Source organism: Burkholderia sp. Bp9099 (assembly GCF_003857805.1).
Lineage (GTDB): Bacteria > Pseudomonadota > Gammaproteobacteria > Burkholderiales > Burkholderiaceae > Burkholderia.
Genome location: NZ_QTPU01000001.1, coordinates 1 through 19,148, shown reverse-complemented (window position 1 = coordinate 19,148; position 19,148 = coordinate 1). Strand labels below are relative to the sequence as shown.

13 protein-coding genes and 2 pseudogenes are annotated in these 19,148 nt (G+C 66.7%); 6 read left to right on the top strand and 9 right to left on the bottom strand.

Features of this window, described 5'->3' with window-relative positions; all coding sequences use genetic code 11:
• Positions 1–363 precede the first annotated feature (363 nt).
• Positions 364–2,877, top strand: a complete 2,514-nt coding sequence (locus DIE17_RS00075; RefSeq protein WP_124920474.1) for an EAL domain-containing protein — start codon at positions 364–366, stop codon at positions 2,875–2,877.
• 39 nt (positions 2,878–2,916) lie between these two features.
• Here DIE17_RS00075 and DIE17_RS00070 read toward each other — a convergent pair.
• Both DIE17_RS00070 and DIE17_RS00065 read right to left on the bottom strand, forming a co-directional pair.
• A pseudogene (locus DIE17_RS00070) lies at positions 2,917–3,114 on the bottom strand (ATP-dependent protease); the annotation flags it as partial.
• A 73-nt stretch (positions 3,115–3,187) separates the two neighbouring features.
• Complete coding sequence (locus tag DIE17_RS00065; RefSeq protein WP_260426172.1) at positions 3,188–4,330, bottom strand: Acg family FMN-binding oxidoreductase; 1,143 nt, start codon at positions 4,328–4,330, stop codon at positions 3,188–3,190.
• Between the two features lie 467 nt (positions 4,331–4,797).
• Here DIE17_RS00065 and DIE17_RS00060 point away from each other — a divergent pair, with 467 nt between their 5' ends.
• From DIE17_RS00060 to DIE17_RS37765, 4 genes and pseudogenes are all read left to right on the top strand, one after another.
• Positions 4,798–5,250 (top strand): pyridoxamine 5'-phosphate oxidase family protein, encoded by a 453-nt coding sequence (locus tag DIE17_RS00060; protein ID WP_124519684.1) that lies wholly within the window; start codon positions 4,798–4,800, stop codon positions 5,248–5,250.
• A gap of 96 nt (positions 5,251–5,346) precedes the next feature.
• Positions 5,347–5,724, top strand: coding sequence for a hypothetical protein (locus DIE17_RS00055; RefSeq protein WP_124665758.1), 378 nt, complete (start codon positions 5,347–5,349; stop codon positions 5,722–5,724).
• A gap of 374 nt (positions 5,725–6,098) precedes the next feature.
• Positions 6,099–7,043, top strand: a complete 945-nt coding sequence (locus tag DIE17_RS00050) for a GIY-YIG nuclease family protein (RefSeq protein WP_124519686.1) — start codon at positions 6,099–6,101, stop codon at positions 7,041–7,043.
• Positions 7,044–7,230: 187 nt separating this feature from the next.
• Positions 7,231–7,365 (top strand): annotated as a pseudogene (locus DIE17_RS37765) (multidrug ABC transporter ATPase); the annotation flags it as partial.
• A gap of 28 nt (positions 7,366–7,393) precedes the next feature.
• On the opposite strand, the gene DIE17_RS00040 reads toward DIE17_RS37765, so the two are convergent.
• Positions 7,394–8,548, bottom strand: a complete 1,155-nt coding sequence (locus DIE17_RS00040; RefSeq protein WP_124920473.1) for an acyltransferase — start codon at positions 8,546–8,548, stop codon at positions 7,394–7,396.
• Positions 8,549–8,899: 351 nt separating this feature from the next.
• Here DIE17_RS00040 and pip point away from each other — a divergent pair, with 351 nt between their 5' ends.
• Positions 8,900–9,832, top strand: coding sequence for a prolyl aminopeptidase (gene pip, locus DIE17_RS00035; RefSeq protein ID WP_124485045.1), 933 nt, complete (start codon positions 8,900–8,902; stop codon positions 9,830–9,832).
• A gap of 54 nt (positions 9,833–9,886) precedes the next feature.
• Here the strand turns inward: pip and DIE17_RS00030 are convergent, their stop codons facing one another.
• The 6 genes from DIE17_RS00030 to DIE17_RS00005 all read right to left on the bottom strand — a co-directional run.
• Positions 9,887–10,159 carry a hypothetical protein gene (locus DIE17_RS00030; RefSeq protein WP_124485046.1) on the bottom strand — a complete coding sequence of 91 codons (273 nt, stop codon included), beginning with the start codon at positions 10,157–10,159 and terminating at the stop codon, positions 9,887–9,889.
• A 172-nt stretch (positions 10,160–10,331) separates the two neighbouring features.
• A complete protein-coding gene (locus DIE17_RS00025) occupies positions 10,332–11,408 on the bottom strand; it encodes a transglutaminase N-terminal domain-containing protein (protein WP_124519689.1) in 1,077 nt (358 codons plus the stop codon).
• Positions 11,402–14,008 carry a circularly permuted type 2 ATP-grasp protein gene (locus DIE17_RS00020; protein ID WP_124485088.1) on the bottom strand — a complete coding sequence of 869 codons (2,607 nt, stop codon included), beginning with the start codon at positions 14,006–14,008 and terminating at the stop codon, positions 11,402–11,404. The genes DIE17_RS00025 and DIE17_RS00020 overlap by 7 nt, the downstream gene beginning before the upstream one ends.
• A 212-nt stretch (positions 14,009–14,220) precedes the next feature.
• Positions 14,221–17,640, bottom strand: coding sequence for a DUF2126 domain-containing protein (locus tag DIE17_RS00015; protein ID WP_124485048.1), 3,420 nt, complete (start codon positions 17,638–17,640; stop codon positions 14,221–14,223).
• Between the two features lie 93 nt (positions 17,641–17,733).
• Positions 17,734–18,708 carry a transglutaminase family protein gene (locus DIE17_RS00010; RefSeq protein ID WP_124485049.1) on the bottom strand — a complete coding sequence of 325 codons (975 nt, stop codon included), beginning with the start codon at positions 18,706–18,708 and terminating at the stop codon, positions 17,734–17,736.
• An 8-nt stretch (positions 18,709–18,716) separates the two neighbouring features.
• The coding region (locus DIE17_RS00005) for an alpha-E domain-containing protein (protein ID WP_148092714.1) at positions 18,717–19,148 on the bottom strand (432 nt) is incomplete at its 5' end.

Genomic DNA, 19,148 nt, shown 5'->3' with positions numbered 1-19,148 from the left:
GTGAGCATCGACGTGTCACCCCTGCCCGCAGCCGTTCGACTTGCCGCCACGCAGCTCGGATGCCGTCATGGCACTCAACTCTTGTCCGAACCTGTCGTTAACGCAGGATGGCCGCTCTTGAGACGGCGATGCTCCGGCGTTTGGGTGCGCTGGACATCGGATCGTCGAATGGGGTGCCGGGGGTCACGGCACCGCGCTCGCCGCCACGATGCCTCGAGCGAGGGGGCAATACCCCGCTTGCGAATTCGATGAGTACGCAACCATTCGAGGCGAGCGGAATCAGATCTTGCCGGCCGCCGCAGACGAGCCCGCAGGTTGCCGGATCACCATGCGCCGGCAAGGTTTTTTCGTGTTGGTTAGAAAATGTATCCGAACAGCTACGATGTTCCGATCGCGCGCCTGATCGCGCGTCAGATTCTATCTTGCGCACCCGCCACGCCGGTGCGGGAGGTCGCGCGACGCATGTTCGCCGAGCACTGCAGCTCGATCGTCGTGATGCAGGATGACCAGGTCGTCGGGATCTGGACCGAGCATGATGCACTGTCGGCCAGCGACAATCCGCGCGGGCTCGATCGGCCGGTCAGCGAGGTGATGAGCCATCCGGTGCTGACGCTCGAGGCCGATACACCGCTGGGTGAAGCTGCGATGAAGTTCACGCAGTCGGGCGTGCGGCACTTCGTGGTGGTCCGGGATGGCGCCGCGATCGGTGTGCTGACGCAGACCGACGTCGTCGTGAACCAGGGGCCGGAATTTTTCCTCCACCTGAAGCCGATCGAATCGATCTCCGTCCATCCGCCCGTCGTAGTGCCCGAGCATGCCGCGCTGCACGCAGTCATCGCGCAGATGCGCGCGCAACGGCTCGATGCGATCCTCGTCGGCTACGACGACGGCGAGCGCGGCATCCTGACCGAACGGGACGTCGTCCGGCTCCTGGCGGACGGCGGAACCCAAGGCGCGGTCGGCGCCTTCGCCAGCAAGCCGCTGCAGATGCTGTCCGCCCGGCAGAGTCTGTATGCCGCGCAGCGCTTCATGACCGAGCACAATATGCGACACGTCGGCATCCAGGACGAGGACGGCAGGCTCACCGGGCTGCTCTGTTTCGCGGACGTGCTGCAGAGCATCGAGCACGAATACGCGAACGAGCTGCGCAGCGCCCTGCGCGAGCGCGACGAAGCACTGGGTCTCGCCCGCTTCAACCTGCGCATGGCGGATCGGGTGTTCGAATCGGCGCTCGAAGGCATCATGGTGACCGACCGGCACGCGAAGATCGAGCGCGTCAACCGGGCCTTCACGCGCCTGACCGGGTACACCGAGGACGAAGTGATCGGGCGCAACCCAAGCATGCTGAGTTCAGGGCGCCAGACGCCCGAGTTCTACAAGCAGCTGTGGCATTCGCTAACGACCGATGGCCACTGGCAAGGCGAAATCTGGAATCGCCGCAAGACCGGCGAGCTGTTTCTCGAATATCTGACGATCACCAGCATTCGCGACAACGCAGGCGGGATCTCCCACTACGCGGCGATCTTTTCCGACATCACGCAGCGGCGCCAGGCGGAAGAGCGGCTGGGCTATCTCGCCACGCACGACGTGCTAACCAATCTCGCGAACCGGGCGCTGTTCGAGGAGCGGCTCGCGCACGCGATCGTCCAGGCGAAGCGGCTCGGTCGCAAGGTCGCGGTGATGTACCTCGATCTCGACCGCTTCAAGCTGGTCAACGATACGCTCGGCCACAACGCCGGCGACGAGGTGTTGAAGATCGTCGCGGGACGCATCGTCGCGGAAGTGCTCGCGAACGACACTGTGGCACGCATGGGCGGTGACGAATTCGCGCTCGTGCTGGAGGAGTTCGACGACGTCCGCGACGTCGGGCGCATTGCGCGCACGCTGCTCGACGAAGTGGCGCGGCCCATCGATATCGGTGGCCACGAGATCTTCGTGACACCGAGCATCGGCATCAGCATCTATCCTGACGACGGGATCGAGGCGGAGCACTTGATCCTGCTTGCGGACCAGGCGATGTACGGCGCGAAGAGTCGCGGCAGGAACGTGTTCCAGTTCTTCGAGAGCAAGATGACGTCGTCGGCGATCGAGCAGCTGGATATGCTCGGCGAATTGCACCGCGCGCTCGAGCAGAATGAATTCCGCCTGTTCTACCAGCCGCAATACGATCTGACCAGCGGCCGGATCGTCGGCGTGGAGGCGTTGCTGCGCTGGTTGCATCCACGCAGGGGGCTCGTACCGCCGGGCGACTTCATCGGGCTCGCGGAGCGGTCCGCGCTGATCGTCCCGATCGGCCGATGGGTGCTCCATGAAGCCTGCCGCCAGGCGTGCCGATGGCTCGACGCGGGCTTCGAGTTCGGGCGTGTGGCGGTGAACGTGTCGGCACGGCAATGCCTTACCGACCATTTCCTCAGCGACCTGACGACCATCCTCAGCGAAACCGCGTTGCCGACCGAATGCTTACAGCTCGAGTTGCTCGAAAGCATGGCGATGAACACCCGCGAGGAAATCGGCATCCTGCTGCGCGAACTGGCGATCCGGGGGATCAGCCTGGCGATCGACGATTTCGGTACGGGATATTCGTCGCTGGTGTATCTGAAGGATCTGCCCGTCGATACGCTGAAGATCGATCGGTCGTTCCTCACGGACTGCGGTTCGGGCAGCACGGACGATGCGATCGTGCGCGCGATCGTTGCAATGGGCCGCGCGCTCGGGCTCGATGTCGTGATGGAGGGCGTAGAGACGGAAAAACAACTGGCCTTCCTGCAGGAGATCGGTTGCCATCAGGGGCAAGGTTTCCTGTTCGCGCGGCCACAGCCCCCCGACCAGTTCGTCGGGATCTTGTCGCGCCACAGCGCGAAATTGCTGGTGGAGTGAGCCTTTCCGGCAGCGGGCACATGCGACTGCAAGCAATGATCAGAGATCTCCACGCACTTCGCCGGTTCCCAACCCGCTGCGCTGCCGGTTGACTTCCGCCCACAGCTCATCGCTGTCGTCATTGCGCAGCACGACCTTCCAGTCCGGTTGATTGTCGGTCACGTCGAAGTATTCCAGGATTTCCCGGCGAACCGCGTCGACGAACTGCGCGCATTCCGCTTTGGCCCGTGCAAAGGCCCCATGATTGGATTGAACAGCGGCAATTGGCCGACGCTCGCCTGACGTCAACAGCGCGTCAATACCGGCGGCGTCAAGCCAGCGCAGTCTCCACGGGACGGCGGGGCGAGAATGGCAGGGTCGGTCCATAGCCGAAGCGCATGACGATATCAGGCCGTCGCCGGCTGGTATCGCCGACGATGCCTGCCAGATGCGGACGAAGGCGAGCGACCTCGACGGGCTGATTGACGAAGGCGACCTTGATCCCAAGGTTTGTCGCTGTCAGCGCGAAGCGCTGACAGGCCTGGCCGACCCTGATCCAATGCGTCTTGTCTTCCCGATCGCCAACAAACACGGCAATGCCTGCCGACGAATCGATTTGGCGGGCATATTTGTCGTTCTCGGTTCGGGTGTCAAAGAACCGTTCGAACGCAAAGCGTCCAAGGGAGCTCGGCAGCACTGGATTCCCGCTTGCAGCGGAGAACAGGCCATCGCCCGACGACATGGCGCTGCGTGGGTTGAACCGGATCCATCGCTTCAGTTCGCTCATGAAAGCCGAATCCGCCATTTGAATGTCGTTGGCGGCTACCACCAGATCTCTGACCTTGTCGATCCCCATTCGGTCGGTGATGAGGGTCAAGTGAACGCCGGGCGTGGCAGCCGTCCGCTCGAGGAACGCGAGATCGGCGGCAGGAACGGCACGCCCGTCATATTCCGCGCGCGTCGATTGTCGTTTGGCAATTGCGGCAAAAAGCGAACTCGCCCTCATCGATCCGCGTACGAATGCATAACGTGCGCCGTCTCCGCCGGAAGCCATCTGAACCTCTCCAGGCCAGCCCGTTGCTGCAGCCGAGATGGCGAGGTTTTCCGCCGCGCATCCAAGGCTCACAAACAGATGATGGTCGTCCGGGTCGACAGCGGGTGTGCGGCGCGAGAGGTCCGGCAGAATGTCGATGAACCCGTCGCCGACATGAAACCGCCAAGGCTGCGTGTTGTGGCTGTTGGCGGCAAGTGTCGCATAGCGGATGAGGCCGCCAAGGCTCGGCGGCATTGTCAGAGCCGCACGCAGGCGCTTTGCATAGGCCTGATAGTCGGCCATCGATCCCACGGACGACATCCAGGCAGTCGCGCCGCCTGCCAGCATCAAGGCGCCGCCGGCGCCGACGAAGAAAGTTCGCCTGTCCATGCCAAATTCCCGTAAGTTGTCGCGGCTGCCGTGCCAGAGTGCGGCGCGCATGCAGTGACTTGACGCGCAATGTTGTTCACGTGCAGCGGCAATGGAAAATTCGCAACGCCCCTTTGGACTGCGATTCCGAGCCCCCAGCGCAGCCCCAAATCCTCCACAGCGAGACTTACTGAAAACCGCCACGGCGACACGCGACTCGGCACGCATCCAGACGCAAAGGCAATTCCCTTCATCGCTTGAATTCTCAACACCCGTATCTCCGCACCGGGCCGTTTTCGGCGCGCGTTGTCGACTATCTAGCCTGCCACGTCAACCTGTGTCAGGCAAATGCCGGCTCCGTTGATCTGAGTCAATTGCGGTCGGCGTGAATCGCGGCCTGCGCGGCAGGTCGTGCAGGCGGGCCGCTCACGCTTGCGCGCCGTGCGTCTCGAAGTCGATCATCTTCGGTATTTGATTTGCATCAAGCGCCGGATGACCCGGTGGGACAGGATAGGATTTCACGAACTGGAAGGTGATCCATGGACGAGCAGATCAAGGAAAAGATCCTGTCATTGCTGGATCAGCACCGAATCATGACGATCGCCACGCTAAGGCCGGACGGCTGGCCGCAGGCGACCACCGTCGGATACGTGAGCCAGGGACTGACGCTTTACTTCCTTTGCGGCCTGGAAAGCCAGAAGGCGGCCAATCTGGCCCGCGACGACCGGGTATCGCTCACGATCGACCACGACACATCGGATCTGATGGCGATTACCGGTTTGTCGATGGCGGCACGTGCACAACCGGTAACTGATCGTGCCGAAGCAGAGAAGGTCTTGCACATGCTTCCACTGAAGTATCCGGACATGCACGCGCTGCCAATGCCGATGCCGTCTCCTGACGAGGTCCGGATATTTCGCGTGATTCCGATAGTCATTTCGGTGCTCGATTATTCACAAGGCTTCGGGCACACCGATCTTTGCATTTGCTGATCTCCTTCCATATCAAAAACGCAAGACGCCGTGACGCGGTGCTCACATCGTAGCCCCCGATGGGCAACCTGCGCGGAAGCGGGCTGCCTTTATGCATTGATCGTTTTTGCGATCGGCTTCGCCTTCGGGGCGATGCGCGTCCTGCTGCTTGTGCGGCTGCTGGGAGAGACGGCAGCCGTATCGCTCGAAGCGCCGTTCATGCTGGCCGCGAGTTGGTACGTGTCGCACTGGAGCACGAAAAAACACGACCTCCTGACGGATACCAACGAGGCGTTGCTGATGGGCGCGATCGCCCTGGCCACATTGACGATTGCGGAGTTGTGCACCAACGGACTCCTGTTTGGAAGGACCGTGCTCGAGTACTTTGCCGGCTTTTGGTCTGTGCCCGGCGCGATCGGCCTCGCAAGCCAACTTTGCTTTGCAAGCTTTCCATTTCTGCAGGCGCGCGGTAATCGAATGGGCGCGAGCAGGTGAGCGCAATTGCAGGCGGCCAGGATCGCAACGCCGAAGCGCCCCCTCGGCAAAACCGTGTGACCTGCGATCGGATCCGCTGAACTGCCCTGCTCACGAAGGCTGGTCAGCCAGGAATATATGCAGTTGACGCGTACATGTCGGTGCCCGGAGTCGATGCGATACTCGGACGTTCGCGGTAGTCTACGTGCGAATGGCCGCTTCTGGCGGCGGATTCAACCGGTCGATGCTGACCGACGAGGCAACCAGTTGAATCGGCAACCAAGAGCAGCCGCCGATTTTGCGGTCTTTACGCGTTCTTGGAGGGACTAAAGTTTGCGGTGTCGGAGCGACGGTCGCTTGCCGTCATCGTCGGTATGCAGTTACAGTCGAGTCCCATGTTTGAAGACCTACTAGACCTTCTAAAGAACGCCGGTGTCGATCCAGCCGCACAGCAAATCACTCTGATGCGCCACAAGGATAAGCGGTATCCCCTCGTGAAATATATCGGCACGCGCGCACTGAATCTGTATCAGGCGATGCAGCCCAGAGAGATGCCCGTGGGAAGCCTGCTCGTAGCGTTTTACGGCAATCGGCCCGGCCATGCCCTGCTTCTGGGCGTCTGGCGTGTCGACGGTGTGCTGTCGCCCGGCGAGGCGATTCGTCGGGGACTACTTGAGGGAAGCTTTGAGCCGTTGCACGAGAACTGGGGCGGCTACTACCACGATTTGCGCGAACTCGATCTGCTTGCCGATCTGCGTTTGAAGCTCGAAATCGAGTGGACCGGAAAGGAAGTGGCCTGGCGGCGTGTCCTGCGACCGGAGAAAACCCAGCGAGTACGCCGGACAACCAACTCACCAATCGAGCAAATTGCGCACGAGGCAAAGCCAGGCTCCTGCAGTCAATTTCCTATGCGGATGGGCCGCCGGTACAGCGTCACCGCACAGCTCGAATCGGCGGTGCCGTTCCAGGGACTCACTGGTGTCTCACTCGTTATGGCGGAACTGCGGATCGCACTGCGTGACGCAGCCTGGCAACAGGGGTTGGCTGGCGTGTCCGGAATCTATCTGATCACGGACGAGCGCGGCGGCCAACACTATGTGGGTTCGGCCTCCGGCGCACAAGGGGTGCTACAGCGTTGGAGCAACTATGCGACCACAGGACACGGAGGCAACAAGCTGCTTGCGCAGTTGCTCGCCGCTACGCCTGGACGCGAACTGGATCTCCGGTTCACGCTGCTCGAAGTGTTGCCGGCAGATACATCCCGCCAGGAGGTGATCCGGCGCGAATCGTATTGGAAAGTCGCGCTGGGTTCGCGCACATTCGGTCTGAATCTGAACTGATGCAATCAGCCGGAAACAGCCTCTACGGAACGCTGACCGCAGCGAGACGTGCACCCAAATGGCGTACTACTCTCTAATTTCAGGCGGCAAGCCCCACTCCGCGATGTCGCCCCGGAAGCGTTGCTGACCTCTGACCGTCAGCTTCGGGTAGGAATGCAGCCGCGCCAACGGCATGTTTCCCTGATAGCGCGACGACGACAGCTACTCGGATACGGGCAAGCGAACCGCGCGCACGGTCGTCAAATACGACGGCAAATCGTACGGGATCGACATGTTCAGTACCTTTTGGTATTCGCCCGAGGCGCTGAAGCGTTTCAAGTGAGGCCGCAAGCGGGTCACGCCAGGCCCGCCTACTCCGCCACCTTCGGCCCGATCGGATCTGCCGGCGGCGCCGGCATCCGCAACGCGTCGCCACGCATGCGTCGCGCCTCGCGCGCCGTATAGCGATCCTTCAACCGCAGGAACGGCTTCTCGACGAGGAAGTAGCTGGCCATCGCGGCCAGCAGCGCCCACACGATGCCGAGCGGGAACGCGTGCGGAACCGCCAGATCCGGGTTCGCGAACGGCTGCTGCCACAGATACAGGCTGAACGAGATCGAGCCGACGAACACGATCGGCGCGGCCCGCAGCCACCGCGCGCACCAGAACTCGCTGCGGAAATTCAGCACGACGATCACGATCGCGATCAGCGCGGCCTCGAGCGTCACGCCGTAGGTCGCATTCCAGAAGCCGCCGAGCCGATGTTCGGCAAGCGGCATCCCGAACAGCACGATGAAGACGAGCGCCGTCACGATGCGCGTCTCGCCGCGCCACGAGCCGATCCATGCTTCGAGCCGTTCGCGTTCGAGCGCCGCGTAGCAGCCGATCAGGATCGGATCGACGCCCGTATGCAGCATCATCCCGAGTTGCCCGCGCAGCGCCGGCGCGACGAAATACGTGAGCGCGCGCGCGAGCGGCACGGCCAGGATCAGCGCGGCCAGCCAGCGCGTGCCGCGACGGCGGGCGCCAAACACGAACAGCAGCGGCCAGAACCAGTAGAACTGCTCCTCGAGCGCGAGCGACCAGAAATGGCCGAGATACCACGCGCCGTCCGGGTGCAGCACGTTGTCGCCGCTCAGCCCGAACCATGCCGAGTAATTCCACAGATGCAGCGCCGCATACAGCCACTGGCGGCGCCCGACGTCGAGCCAGCCGACGGCGGCGAGCACGCCGACGGTCGCAAGATACACGTAGCATGCCGGCCAGATCCGCAGCGCGCGGCGCACGTAGAACGACGTGAGCGCGATCCCGCCGGTGCGCGCGAACTCCGCGCGCAGCACGTTGGTGATCAGGAAGCCGCTGAGGACGAAGAAGATCAGCACGCCGAGCCGGCCGTCGGCGACCAGCCGCAGCGGCGCGAGCCAGCCGGTGTAGCCGCCCGGCAGCACGTGCTCGGCATGGCCGACGACGACCATCGTCACCGCGACGGCGCGCAACCCGGTCAACTGCGTGACGCGATGGTTCATCGGCTGGTTCCCGTTGGCACGTGGAGGGGCAATGCGACGGCAGGCGCCCGCGCGCGGCACGCCGATATGCCGCCGGGATTTTGTATGAAAAATATCCGAATGAAATTGCTCAAAAAATTCCGCCGAGCATGCCGGCCGCAATGCCGCGCCGTGCCACCGGCATCGCCATCGCACGCAGCGGCCGGAATGAATGGGCATAATGACAAGCCTTGCCCGGCGGCTGCCGGGCCGATGCCGATACAACGAATCTGCGGCGCCGCAATATCCGCGAGACCGGCGCTGCCGTATTTCGATCGCCCACCGGCCCGTGCCTCGTCCGCCGCCCTGCCGACCCTCACCCGGAGCCTGCCTGTGTACCCACCGATCGAACCCTACGCCCACGGCCACCTCGACACCGGCGACGGCCACCGCATCTACTGGGAGCGCTGCGGCAACCCGTCCGGCAAGCCCGCGGTGTTCCTGCACGGCGGCCCGGGCGCGGGCTGCAGCCCCGACCATCGCCGCCTGTTCGATCCCGAGCGCTACGACATCCTGCTGTTCGACCAGCGCGGCTGCGGGCGCTCCACACCGCACGCGAGCCTCGACAACAACACGACCTGGGACCTGGTAGCCGACATCGAGCGGTTGCGCGAGATGGTCGGCGCGCAACAGTGGCTCGTGTTCGGCGGCTCATGGGGCAGCGCGCTCGCCCTCGCGTACGCGCAGACGCATCCGCAACGCGTCGGCGCACTCGTCGTGCGCGGCATCTTCACGATGCGCCGCGCGGAGTTGCTGTGGTACTACCAGGAAGGCGCGTCGTGGCTGTTCCCGGACCTGTGGGAAGAATTCCTCGCGCCGATTCCGCAAGCCGAGCGCGATGACCTGATGGCCGCGTACCATCGCCGGCTGACGGGCGACGACGAAGCCGCGAAGCTCGAAGCCGCGCGCGCATGGAGCCTCTGGGAAGGCCGCACGATCACGCTGCTGCCGGACCCGGCGCTGGCCGCGCACTTCGCGGACGGCCACTACGCGCTCGCGTTCGCGCGGATCGAAAACCACTACTTCGTGAATCGCGGGTTCGTCGAGGAGGGCCAGTTGCTGCGCGACGCGCATCGCCTCGCCGGGATTCCGGGCGTGATCGTGCAAGGCCGCTACGATATCGCGACGCCCGCACGCACCGCGTGGGATCTCGCGAAGGCATGGCCCGACGCGAGGTTCGAGATCGTGCCGGATGCCGGACACGCATACAACGAACCGGGCATCCTGAAGGCGCTGCTCGCGGCGACGGACCGGTTCGCGGCGTAAGCGCAAGCAACGCAGCACATACCGCGCAATACCACGCGGCGCGCGCCGCCCCGCTCAGAGCGCCGCTTCGACGATCGTGCGGCCGCTGATCGCCCGCTCGACGAGTCGTTCATCGCCAACCTTGCGGATCGCATCGTCGAGCAACCCTTCCGGCTCCTCGGTCGCGACCTTCAGCAGGCCCGACAGGCCACGCGCGTCGAGCACCACGAGCGTTTCCATCGAATCCGCACGGCTCACGAGCACGCGGCGGAACGCCGGGCCCGCGCCGAAGCTCGCGCAAAGCTCGATCGTCTCGTTGCCGAGCGTGTAGTCGAAGTTCTTGATCATGTCTGCCGCCGTTGCAAGGGAATGGCGACGCGCGACGGCGCGGCGCCGTGACGTCGACGCACCCGTGCGTGCCGCCGGCGCCGGATCGGGTCCGATCCGTTCGCCGGCGACACCATGCTAGGCGGGCAGTATTAACGACGACTTAAACGTCCGGCGGCCGGCGCATCAGGCCTTAGAGCGCCTCATCGAGCGGCTCGACCGTCACACCGACCTTCAGCTCCTGATCCGCGCCGCCGCCGCGAATCACGCCGCGCAGCGGCGTCACGTCCGCGTAGTCGCGGCCGATCGACAGCATCACGTAGTCGTCGCCCGGCGCGCGGTCGTTGGTCGGGTCGAGCTGCAGCCAGCCGCCGTCTTCGGGCCACGCCGGGTCGTACACGTCGACCCATGCATGCGATGCGTCCGCACCGATCAGCCGCGGCTGCCCGGGCGGCGGCTGCGTCAACAGATACCCGCTCACGTAGCGCGCGGCGAGCCCGAGCGAGCGCAGCGCGCCGATCATCACGTGCGCGAAATCCTGGCAGACGCCCTTGCGCAATCGCAATGCATCGAGCGCCGTCGTCGTGATGTCGGTGCTGTTCGGCGTATACGCGAAGTCGGCGTGAATCCGCCGCATCAGGTCCCATGCGGCCTGCACGAGCGGCCGCTGCGGCGTGAAGCTGGCGGCCGCATACGCAGCCAGTTCGGGATCGCACGCCACGTGCGGCGACGCGAACACGAACTCGCTCGCCGCGTCGTACGGCTGCCCCGCGCGAAACCGCAGGCGGTCGCGCACGGCCTCCCATGCGGTTGCGTGCTCGGGGTCGGGATGCGCGATCGCGGGCGGCGGCGCGCCGCGTGCGCCCTGCGACCAGACGGGCGGGCTCACGCGCACCGTGCTGCGGCTGCGCACGAGCAGCGCATCGTGCGGCTGGTTCAGCGCGAACGATGCGCGCGCGTTGCCGAACGCGTCGATCTCGGTGCCGACCGTTTCCGGTCCGGGTTCGATGTCGAGCGCGAACGACAGCACCTGCTGGCGCGGCGTCGCGAGCGGCTGCAGCCGCGCCTGGTGCTGGGCCGATTCGACGCGCGCCGCGTAGCGATATTCGGTGTCGTGCGTGACGCGCAGGACACGACCGGCCGACGTCGTCGGCGTGGCCGACGTGGCCGATGCATTCGAGGCCGCGGGCACGACCGCCGCCGCTGTCTGCTTCGCGCTGCCGGGGGCTGCCGCGGGCGGCGTCTTCGCCGCGTGTTTCGGCGTCACCATAGCGTCCTGCCCGCCTCGCGAACGTGGCTGAAATACCGCTCGCCGATCCGGTTCGACAGATCCCACACGGCCTTCACGGTCGTGTCGAGCGCATCGAGCAGCGCGTCGTGCCGACCATCATCTCCGGTTTCACACAGTTCGTGCAGCGACCACGCGGGCACGTCCGGAATCGTCTCGGCCAGTTCGGACAGCGCATAGCCCTCGCTGCGCTCGACCTTCGTCAGCCGGCCGCGCAACGCCTGCACGACCCAGCCGAGCGAGCGCGGATTGTCGGTGTCGAGCACGACGAGCGACAGCAGCGGCGCGACGTCGAAGCCGCGCTGGAAGCGCGAGCGGAACGTGATCGTGCTGTCGAACAGCTCCAGCACGAGTTCGAAGCCGTCCTGCCGGTGCACCGCGCCTTCGTCGAACGCGAACTTCAGCACGCTGCACAGGAAGTCCAGCCGGTCGATCTGCCGCCCGATCGACAACAGCCGCCAGCCGTCGTCGCGCGTCATGTTGTCGGTCTGCGCGCCGGTGATCGCGCCGAGCAGCAGCCCGAGGCGCTCCAGCAACTGCAGCGCCTCGTTGCCGATCTGCTCCTCGGCTTCCGGATGATCGGCGCTGTCGGCGAACAGTTGCGTCGCGTCGTCGATCAGCCGCCACTGATCGCTCGACAGCCGTTCGCGGATCGCCGCAGCCGCGCCGCGCATCCCGAACAGGCAGGACGCGATGCCCGACGTGCGGTCCGCGCCGCGCGTCAGCGACGTCGCGAGCGCGTACTGGAACGCACGCGGCGCATCGACGGCGTTCGGCGCGTCGGGCGCGATCAGGCCGGTGTCGCGGCACAACGTGTCGATCAACTCGAGATGCGCGGGACTGTCGACGTCGTCCTCGCCGCGCAGCCGTTCGAGCGCGGCGCGCGCGAGACGCATCAGGTTGGTCGCGCGCTCGGTATAGCGGCCGAGCCAGAACAGGTTCTCCGCCGCGCGGCTCGCGATCGCGCGCGGACGCTCGACCAGATCGTCGGGGCCGAGACGCGTCTGCAGCAGCGTCGTCGAATCGACGATGCCTTCGGTCATCACCCACGTATCGACCGTGCTGCCGCCGCGCGGCATCGGCGCGTTGAACAGCGTATCGCGCGTGCCGACCCGCGATAGTCCGCCCGGCAGCAGCCGCCAGCGCTGCGCGCCGTCGGCGAGCGCGAACACGCGCAGCAGCAGCGGCTTCGGCACGATGCGCGCGCCACCGCTGCCGTCGGACGCGTCGTGCCCCGGCCAGGTCGGCGCCTGCGACAACGGCAGGTCGGCCTGCACCGTGTAATGCTCGGGCCGGGCCAGGATCCGCGCACGCCATTCGGCCAGCTGCGCCGGCGTGAGCCGCGCGCCGATCACCGGGTCGAACGCGCCGCCGGCCTGCACCTCGGGCGGATACGACGGCTTCACGATGCTGCGCGCAAGCTGCGGCAGCGCGTCGCCGCACGCGGCTGCCTCGCCGCACCACCACGAATGCACGGCCGGCAGCGTCAGCGTTTCGCCGAGCAGCGCTTCCGCGAGGCGCGGCATGAAGCCGAGCATGCCCGGCGACTCGAGGAAGCCCGAACCCGGCGCATTCGCGAGCAGCACGTTGCCCGCCCGCACGGCCTGCAGCAGGCCGGGCACGCCGAGCATCGAATCGGGACGCAGTTCGAGCGGATCGAGCCACGCGTCGTCGACGCGCCGCAGGATCCCGTGCACGGGTTCGAGCCCGCGCAGCGTCTTCAGGAAGACGCGGTTGTCGCGCGCGGTCAGGTCGCCGCCCTCGACGAGGGTGAGGCCGAGGTAGCGCGCGAGATACGCATGCTCGAAGTAGGTCGCGCTGTGCGGCCCGGGCGTCAGCAGCACGATCCGCGAATTCTTTCTGGCGGGACTGAGCGCCTGCATGCTCTGCAGCAGCGACCGGTACGCGGAAGCGAGCCGCTGCACGCGCAGCCCGCGGAAACCGCGCGGAAAGAGCCGCGACACGATCAGCCGGTTCTCGAGCAGATAGCCGAGGCCGGACGGTCCCTGCGTGTGCTGCGCGACGATCCGCCATTGGCCGTCGGGGCCGCGCGCGAGATCGAACGCGACGACGTGCAGCCACGTGTCGCCCGGCACGCGTGCGCCGCGCATCGCGCGCAGGTAGCCCGGGTGGCCGGTCACGAGCGCGGGCGGCAGCAGCCCGCGCTGCAGGATCGTCTGCGGTCCGTACAAATCGGCCATCGTCGCGTTCAGCAGCCGCACGCGCTGCAGCACGCCGCGCTCGATCGCGACCCAGTCCTCGGGCGTGACGATCAGCGGCAGCAGGTCGAGCGACCACGGGCCGGCCGCGCCGTCGCCCGCGCGTTGTTCGTGGAGCTGGTAGAACAGGCCGTTCTCGCGCATGCGGCGCTGCAGCGCGTCGGCGCGGCGGTCGAGGTCGGCCACGCCGTCGCTGCCGATCGACGTGAAGAAGCTGCGCCATGCGGGGGCGAGCAGCGGCGCGGTGAGGCCGGCGGCACTGCCGCGCAGTTCGTCGTAGCGGCCGGCCGCGGCCGGCGCCGCGAGCGCGGCGGCCAGTTCCGCGGCGTCCGGCTGCGCGCCGGTATCGAAAAGCGTGGGCATCGCGTCGGCGTCGGCGAGATCGTCGGGGTGAATGGGCGGCACGGTCGGTATCGTTCCGTCGTCAGGGGGCAGCGGTGCCCGCGCGCCGCCGCACCGTCGTCCGGGCACGGCAGACGCGGCGGGCGGCCGCAGTCTGCCCGCATCCTAGCACTCCTCCCGGCGCGCCGGGAGGTCGGAAACCGCGCATCGTCGTGCGTCCTTTCATCCGACGATCAGGGCCGTCGCAGGTCGAGCGTGAACGGGAATTCACGGCTCGGCGCGGCGGCCGCCACGTCCATCCGCCCCGGCGTGTGCCCCATCGCGACGAAACGCGCGAGCCGGCGGCTCTCGGCCTCGTACGCGTTGACCGGGAACGTCGCATAGTTGCGCCCGCCCGGGTGCGCGACGTGATACCGGCAGCCGCCCAGCGAGCGCTGCAGCCACGTATCGACGATGTCGAACGTGAGCGGCGCATGCACGCCGATGGTCGGATGCAGCGCCGACGGCGGCGCCCACGCCTTGTAGCGCACGCCCGCGACGTATTCGCCGACGGTGCCGGTCGGCTGTAGCGGCAACGCTCGGCCGTTGACGGTCACGACGTGGCGGTTGTCGTTCAGCCCGGTCACGCGCACTTCGAGCCGTTCGACCGACGAATCGACGTAGCGCACCGTGCCGCCGGGCGCGCCCTCCTCGCCCATCACGTGCCACGGCTCGAGCGCGCCGCGCAGCGACAGCTGCATCCCGTTCACCGCGATCTGGCCGAACAGCGGGAAGCGGAATTCGAAATGCGGCGCGAACCACGCGGAATCGAACGCGAAACCGGCGTCGCGCAGCTCGGCCAGCACGTCGTCGAAATCCATCTTCAGGAACGCGGGCAGCATGAAGCGATCGTGCAGCGCGGTGCCCCAGCGCGTGAGCGGCGTCGTATACGGCGCGGCCCAGAAGCGCGCGACCAGCGCGCGCAGCAGCAGTTGCTGCACGATGCTCATCCGCGCATGCGGCGGCATCTCGAACGCGCGCAGTTCGAGCAGGCCGAGCCGCCCGGTCGACGAATCCGGCGAATACAGCTTGTCGATGCAGAATTCGCTGCGGTGCGTGTTGCCGGTCACGTCGATCAGCAGGTTGCGCAGCACGCGGTCGACGAGCCACGGCGGCATGTCCTGCCCGTACAGCAGCTTGTTGCGCTGGATTTCCGCGAATGCGATGTCGAGCTCGTAGACCTGGTCGTTGCGCGCCTCGTCGACGCGCGGCGCCTGGCTCGTCGGACCGATGAACAGCCCCGAGAACAGGTACGACAGCGACGGATGGTTGTGCCAGTAGGCGATCAGGCTCGCGAGCAGGTCCGGGCGGCGCAGGAACGGGCTGTCGGCAGGCGTCGCGCCGCCGAGCACGAAGTGGTTGCCGCCGCCCGTGCCGACGTGCCGGCCGTCGACCATGAACTTCTCGCTGGACAGCCGCGACTGCCACGCGGCGTCGTACAGGAATTCGGTCTGGCCGACGAGTTCGTCGAAGCTCTTCGCCGGATGGATGTTCACCTCGATCACGCCGGGATCGGGCGTGACCTGCAGCAGCTTGAGCCGCGCATCGCGCGGCGGCGGATAGCCTTCGAGCACGAGCTTCACGCCGAGGGCCTGCGCGGTCAGCTCGATCGCCGCGAGCAGGTCGAGATAATCCTCGAGCGCGGCGAGCGGCGGCATGAACAGGTACAGGATGCCGTTGCGCACTTCTGCGCACATCGCGGTACGCGTGATCCACGCGGCCGATTCGAAGCGCTCGGGGTGGCGCTGCGGGTCCTGCGCGGCATGCGCGTGCCGGTCGCCGGCGGCGCTGCCGTCGCTGCGCAACTGCATGACCGTTTGCGCGGACGCTTCGCGATGCACGCCGGCCAGGTAACGCGGCGCGTCGGCCGCACCCGCATGACGCGCACGGAACGCGGCCGCGTCCGGCAGCGCGTCGCGCGGCGCGAACGGATCGCGTTCGACCAGGTACGGATAGTCGGCGCCGGCGACCCACGGCAGCGAATCGAGCGGCAGCCGATAGCCCATCGGCGAATCGCCGGGCACGAGGTACATCCGTTCGTCGCGGAAGAACCACGGGCCGGTCTGCCAGCGCGGGCCGTCGAGACCCGGCGCGTCGTCCGTGCGCTTGATCGGCAGCACGTAGCCGACCACGCTGTCGAGATGCTGGTCGAACACCTTGCGCAACCGCGCGCGCTCGAGCTCGTCGTCGAGGCGCGAGTCGAACGGATCGACGTTGACGGGCAGCCGGCGCTCGCGCCACAGGTAGTACCAGACATCCTCGTAGCCGGGCCGCACGAATTCGTCGGTCAGTCCGAGGCGCGCGGCCAGCGCGTCGATGAAGCGCTTCGCGTCCTCGGTCGTGCACGCGGACGGCTCGCGCTCGTCGGCGAACAGCGACGGGTCGTGCCACACGGGCTGGCCGTCGGCGCGCCAGAAGATCGACAGCGCCCAGCGCGGCAGCTGCTCGCCCGGATACCACTTGCCCTGCCCGAAATGCAGGAAGCCGCCTTCGCCGTATTCGGCGCGCAGCCGCTGCACGAGTTCGGTCGCATAGCCGCGCTTGGTCGGGCCGAGCGCATCGGTGTTCCATTCGGCGCCGTCGCGATCGTCGATCGACACGAAGGTCGGCTCGCCGCCCTGCGTCAGCCGCACGTCGCCGGCCGTCAGCGCGCCGTCGACCTGCGCGCCGAGCGTGCGCACGGCGTCCCATTGCTGCTCGGTATACGGCTTCGTCACGCGCGGCGATTCGTACACGCGCGTCACCACCATCTCGTGCTCGAACGACACTTCGCATTCGTCGATCAGCCCCTCCACCGGCGCGGCGCTGGTCGGCTGCGGCGTGCACGCGAGCGGGATGTGTCCTTCGCCGGCGAGCAGGCCCGAGGTCGGATCGAAACCGATCCAGCCCGCGCCCGGCAGGTAGACCTCGCACCACGCGTGCAGGTCGGTGAAGTCGACCGACGTGCCGCTCGGGCCGTCGAGCGCCTTCACGTCGGGCGTGAGCTGGATCAGGTAGCCGGACACGAAACGCGCGGCGATGCCGAGATGCCGGCACAGCTGCACGAGCAGCCACGCGCTGTCGCGGCACGACCCGGACGCGAGCTCGAGCGTCTGCTCGGGCGTCTGCACGCCCGGCTCCATCCGCACCAGATAGCCGATGTCGTGCTGCAGCTGCTGGTTCAGCGCGACGAGGAAGTTCACGGTGCCGGCCGGCGTGCGGTCGACGCCGTCGAGATACGCGCGGAACAGCGGCGCCGCGCTCGTCTGCGGATCGCAAGCGAGGTACGGCGCGAGTTCGGTCTTCAGCGCATCGTCATAGCTGAACGGGTATTGCTCCGCGCTGGCTTCCAGGAAGAAGTCGAACGGGTTGTACACCGACATCTCGGCAACCAGGTCGATCGTGATCTCGAAGTGTTCGGTGCGCTCCGGAAACACGAGCCGCGCGAGATAGTTCGAGAACGGGTCCTGCTGCCAGTTGATGAAGTGCTGCGCGGGCTCGACGGTCATCGAATACGCGACGATCGGCGTCCGGCAGTGCGGCGCGGGCCGCAGCCGCACGATCTGCGGCCCGAGGTTGACGGGCCGGTCGTAGCGGTAGCGGGTGGTGTGATGCAGCGCGACGTGAATGGGCATGGGAGAGCCGCTCGGTTCGGGTTGGACCGGCCGCGCGCGCCGCGTCGCCGTCGCTGCGGCGGCACGGCACGGCGGGTTCGGAGAAGGTATGCGTCAGACCAGTTCGGGCGACTGCACGACGCTGATCTCGATGCCGACGGCGCTCGCGCCAATCCCCGTCACCGGTTGCGCGTCGCGATAGTCGAGGCCCACGGCGATGCGCACGTAGCGCTCGTCCGGGCAGCGGTTCATGAACGGATCGAAGCCGACCCAGCCGAGCCCTTCGACGTACGCCTCGGCCCACGCGTGACCGGCCGGCTGCTGCATCAGCGCGACGGCCTGCGGCTGCGCGCCGAGTGCCGCCTGCGGCAAGCCCTGCGACTGTGCGGCATGCGATGCGCCGAGCACCTGCTGCATGCCGTCGCCCGTCTGCAGCGCGAGCGCTTCCTCGGCATCCTCGTCGCTCGCGCTCTGCTTCGCGTCGGCGATGCGCTGCATCGCGCTGTCGGCGAGCACGTAGCCCGAGATGTAGCGCGCGGGCACCTTCAGCGCGCGAGCGGCCGCGATGAACGCGTGCGCATGGTCGCGGCTGGTGCCCTCGCCGCTTTGCAGCGCGGTTTCGGCATCGACCGGCGCGTCGGCCAGGTTCGGCGCGTATGCGATGCGGTCGTGCACTTCCGTCATCAGCCAGTGCAGCGCATCGAGGCTGTGCGGCTCGATCGGCAGCGCCTGCGTGAGCTCGCGCACGGTGTCGCCGGCTTTCGTGAGCGCGGTCTCGCGCTCGAAGATCCACGGCGGCGCATAGCCCTCGGGGTGGCCGAGAATGCCCGCGCGGTCCTGCGTCTCGACGACGCCGGCCGCGACCACGACGACCTCGTTCTTCGCGCCGCGGTCGTGGCGCACGAGGTCGATCCGGTTGCCGAATCCGTCCGCATAGGAAAGCGTCGGCTCGACGCCGTCGATCGTGACCTGCCACGCGCGCACCGTCTGCCCGGGCCCCGATTGCGGGCGCAGCCGCAGCCGTTGCAGCGCATGGGTGGCTTGATCGTCGAACTGATAACGCGAGATGTGTCGGATGGCGAGTCGCATGGCAAGTCTCAGTCGAAGTTGTAGGCCTGGGCGATATCGATCCCCAGGCTGTTGTTGCGGCCGATGAAGTCGGTCAGGAACTCGTGCAGGCCGCTCTTGAAGATCCGCTCGACCGAGGTGTCGGACAGCATCTGCAGAATCTTCGTGGCCGTGTCGTGACACGGGTGTGTCACGCCGTAATCCTTCGCGAGCAGGTTCAGGCTCGACACCACGCGCCCGTAGCAATAGCGCAGCGAGCGCGGCATGCGGCCGTTCAGGATCAGGTAGTCGGCGATGTTCATCGGCTTGTACTGCACGTCGTACACCCAGCGATACGACCGGTGAGCGGCCACGCAGCGCAGGATCGTCTCCCACTGGTAGTTGTCGAGGATCGTGCCCACGTGCGACACCGACGGCAGCAGCAGGTGGTATTTCACGTCGAGGATCCGCGCGGTGTTGTC

Bases quoted from the DNA above. Each gene is read 5' to 3' on its own strand.
- DIE17_RS00075 (WP_124920474.1), top strand. From the start codon at position 364: ATGTATCCGAACAGCTACGATGTTCCGATCGCGCGCCTGATCGCGCGT.
- DIE17_RS00065 (WP_260426172.1), bottom strand. From the start codon at position 4,330: ATGCGCGCCGCACTCTGGCACGGCAGCCGCGACAACTTACGGGAATTT.
- DIE17_RS00060 (WP_124519684.1), top strand. From the start codon at position 4,798: ATGGACGAGCAGATCAAGGAAAAGATCCTGTCATTGCTGGATCAGCAC.
- DIE17_RS00050 (WP_124519686.1), top strand. From the start codon at position 6,099: ATGTTTGAAGACCTACTAGACCTTCTAAAGAACGCCGGTGTCGATCCA.
- DIE17_RS00040 (WP_124920473.1), bottom strand. From the start codon at position 8,548: ATGAACCATCGCGTCACGCAGTTGACCGGGTTGCGCGCCGTCGCGGTG.
- DIE17_RS00030 (WP_124485046.1), bottom strand. From the start codon at position 10,159: ATGATCAAGAACTTCGACTACACGCTCGGCAACGAGACGATCGAGCTT.
- DIE17_RS00025 (WP_124519689.1), bottom strand. From the start codon at position 11,408: ATGGTGACGCCGAAACACGCGGCGAAGACGCCGCCCGCGGCAGCCCCC.
- DIE17_RS00020 (WP_124485088.1), bottom strand. From the start codon at position 14,008: ATGCCCACGCTTTTCGATACCGGCGCGCAGCCGGACGCCGCGGAACTG.
- DIE17_RS00015 (WP_124485048.1), bottom strand. From the start codon at position 17,640: ATGCCCATTCACGTCGCGCTGCATCACACCACCCGCTACCGCTACGAC.
- DIE17_RS00010 (WP_124485049.1), bottom strand. From the start codon at position 18,708: ATGCGACTCGCCATCCGACACATCTCGCGTTATCAGTTCGACGATCAA.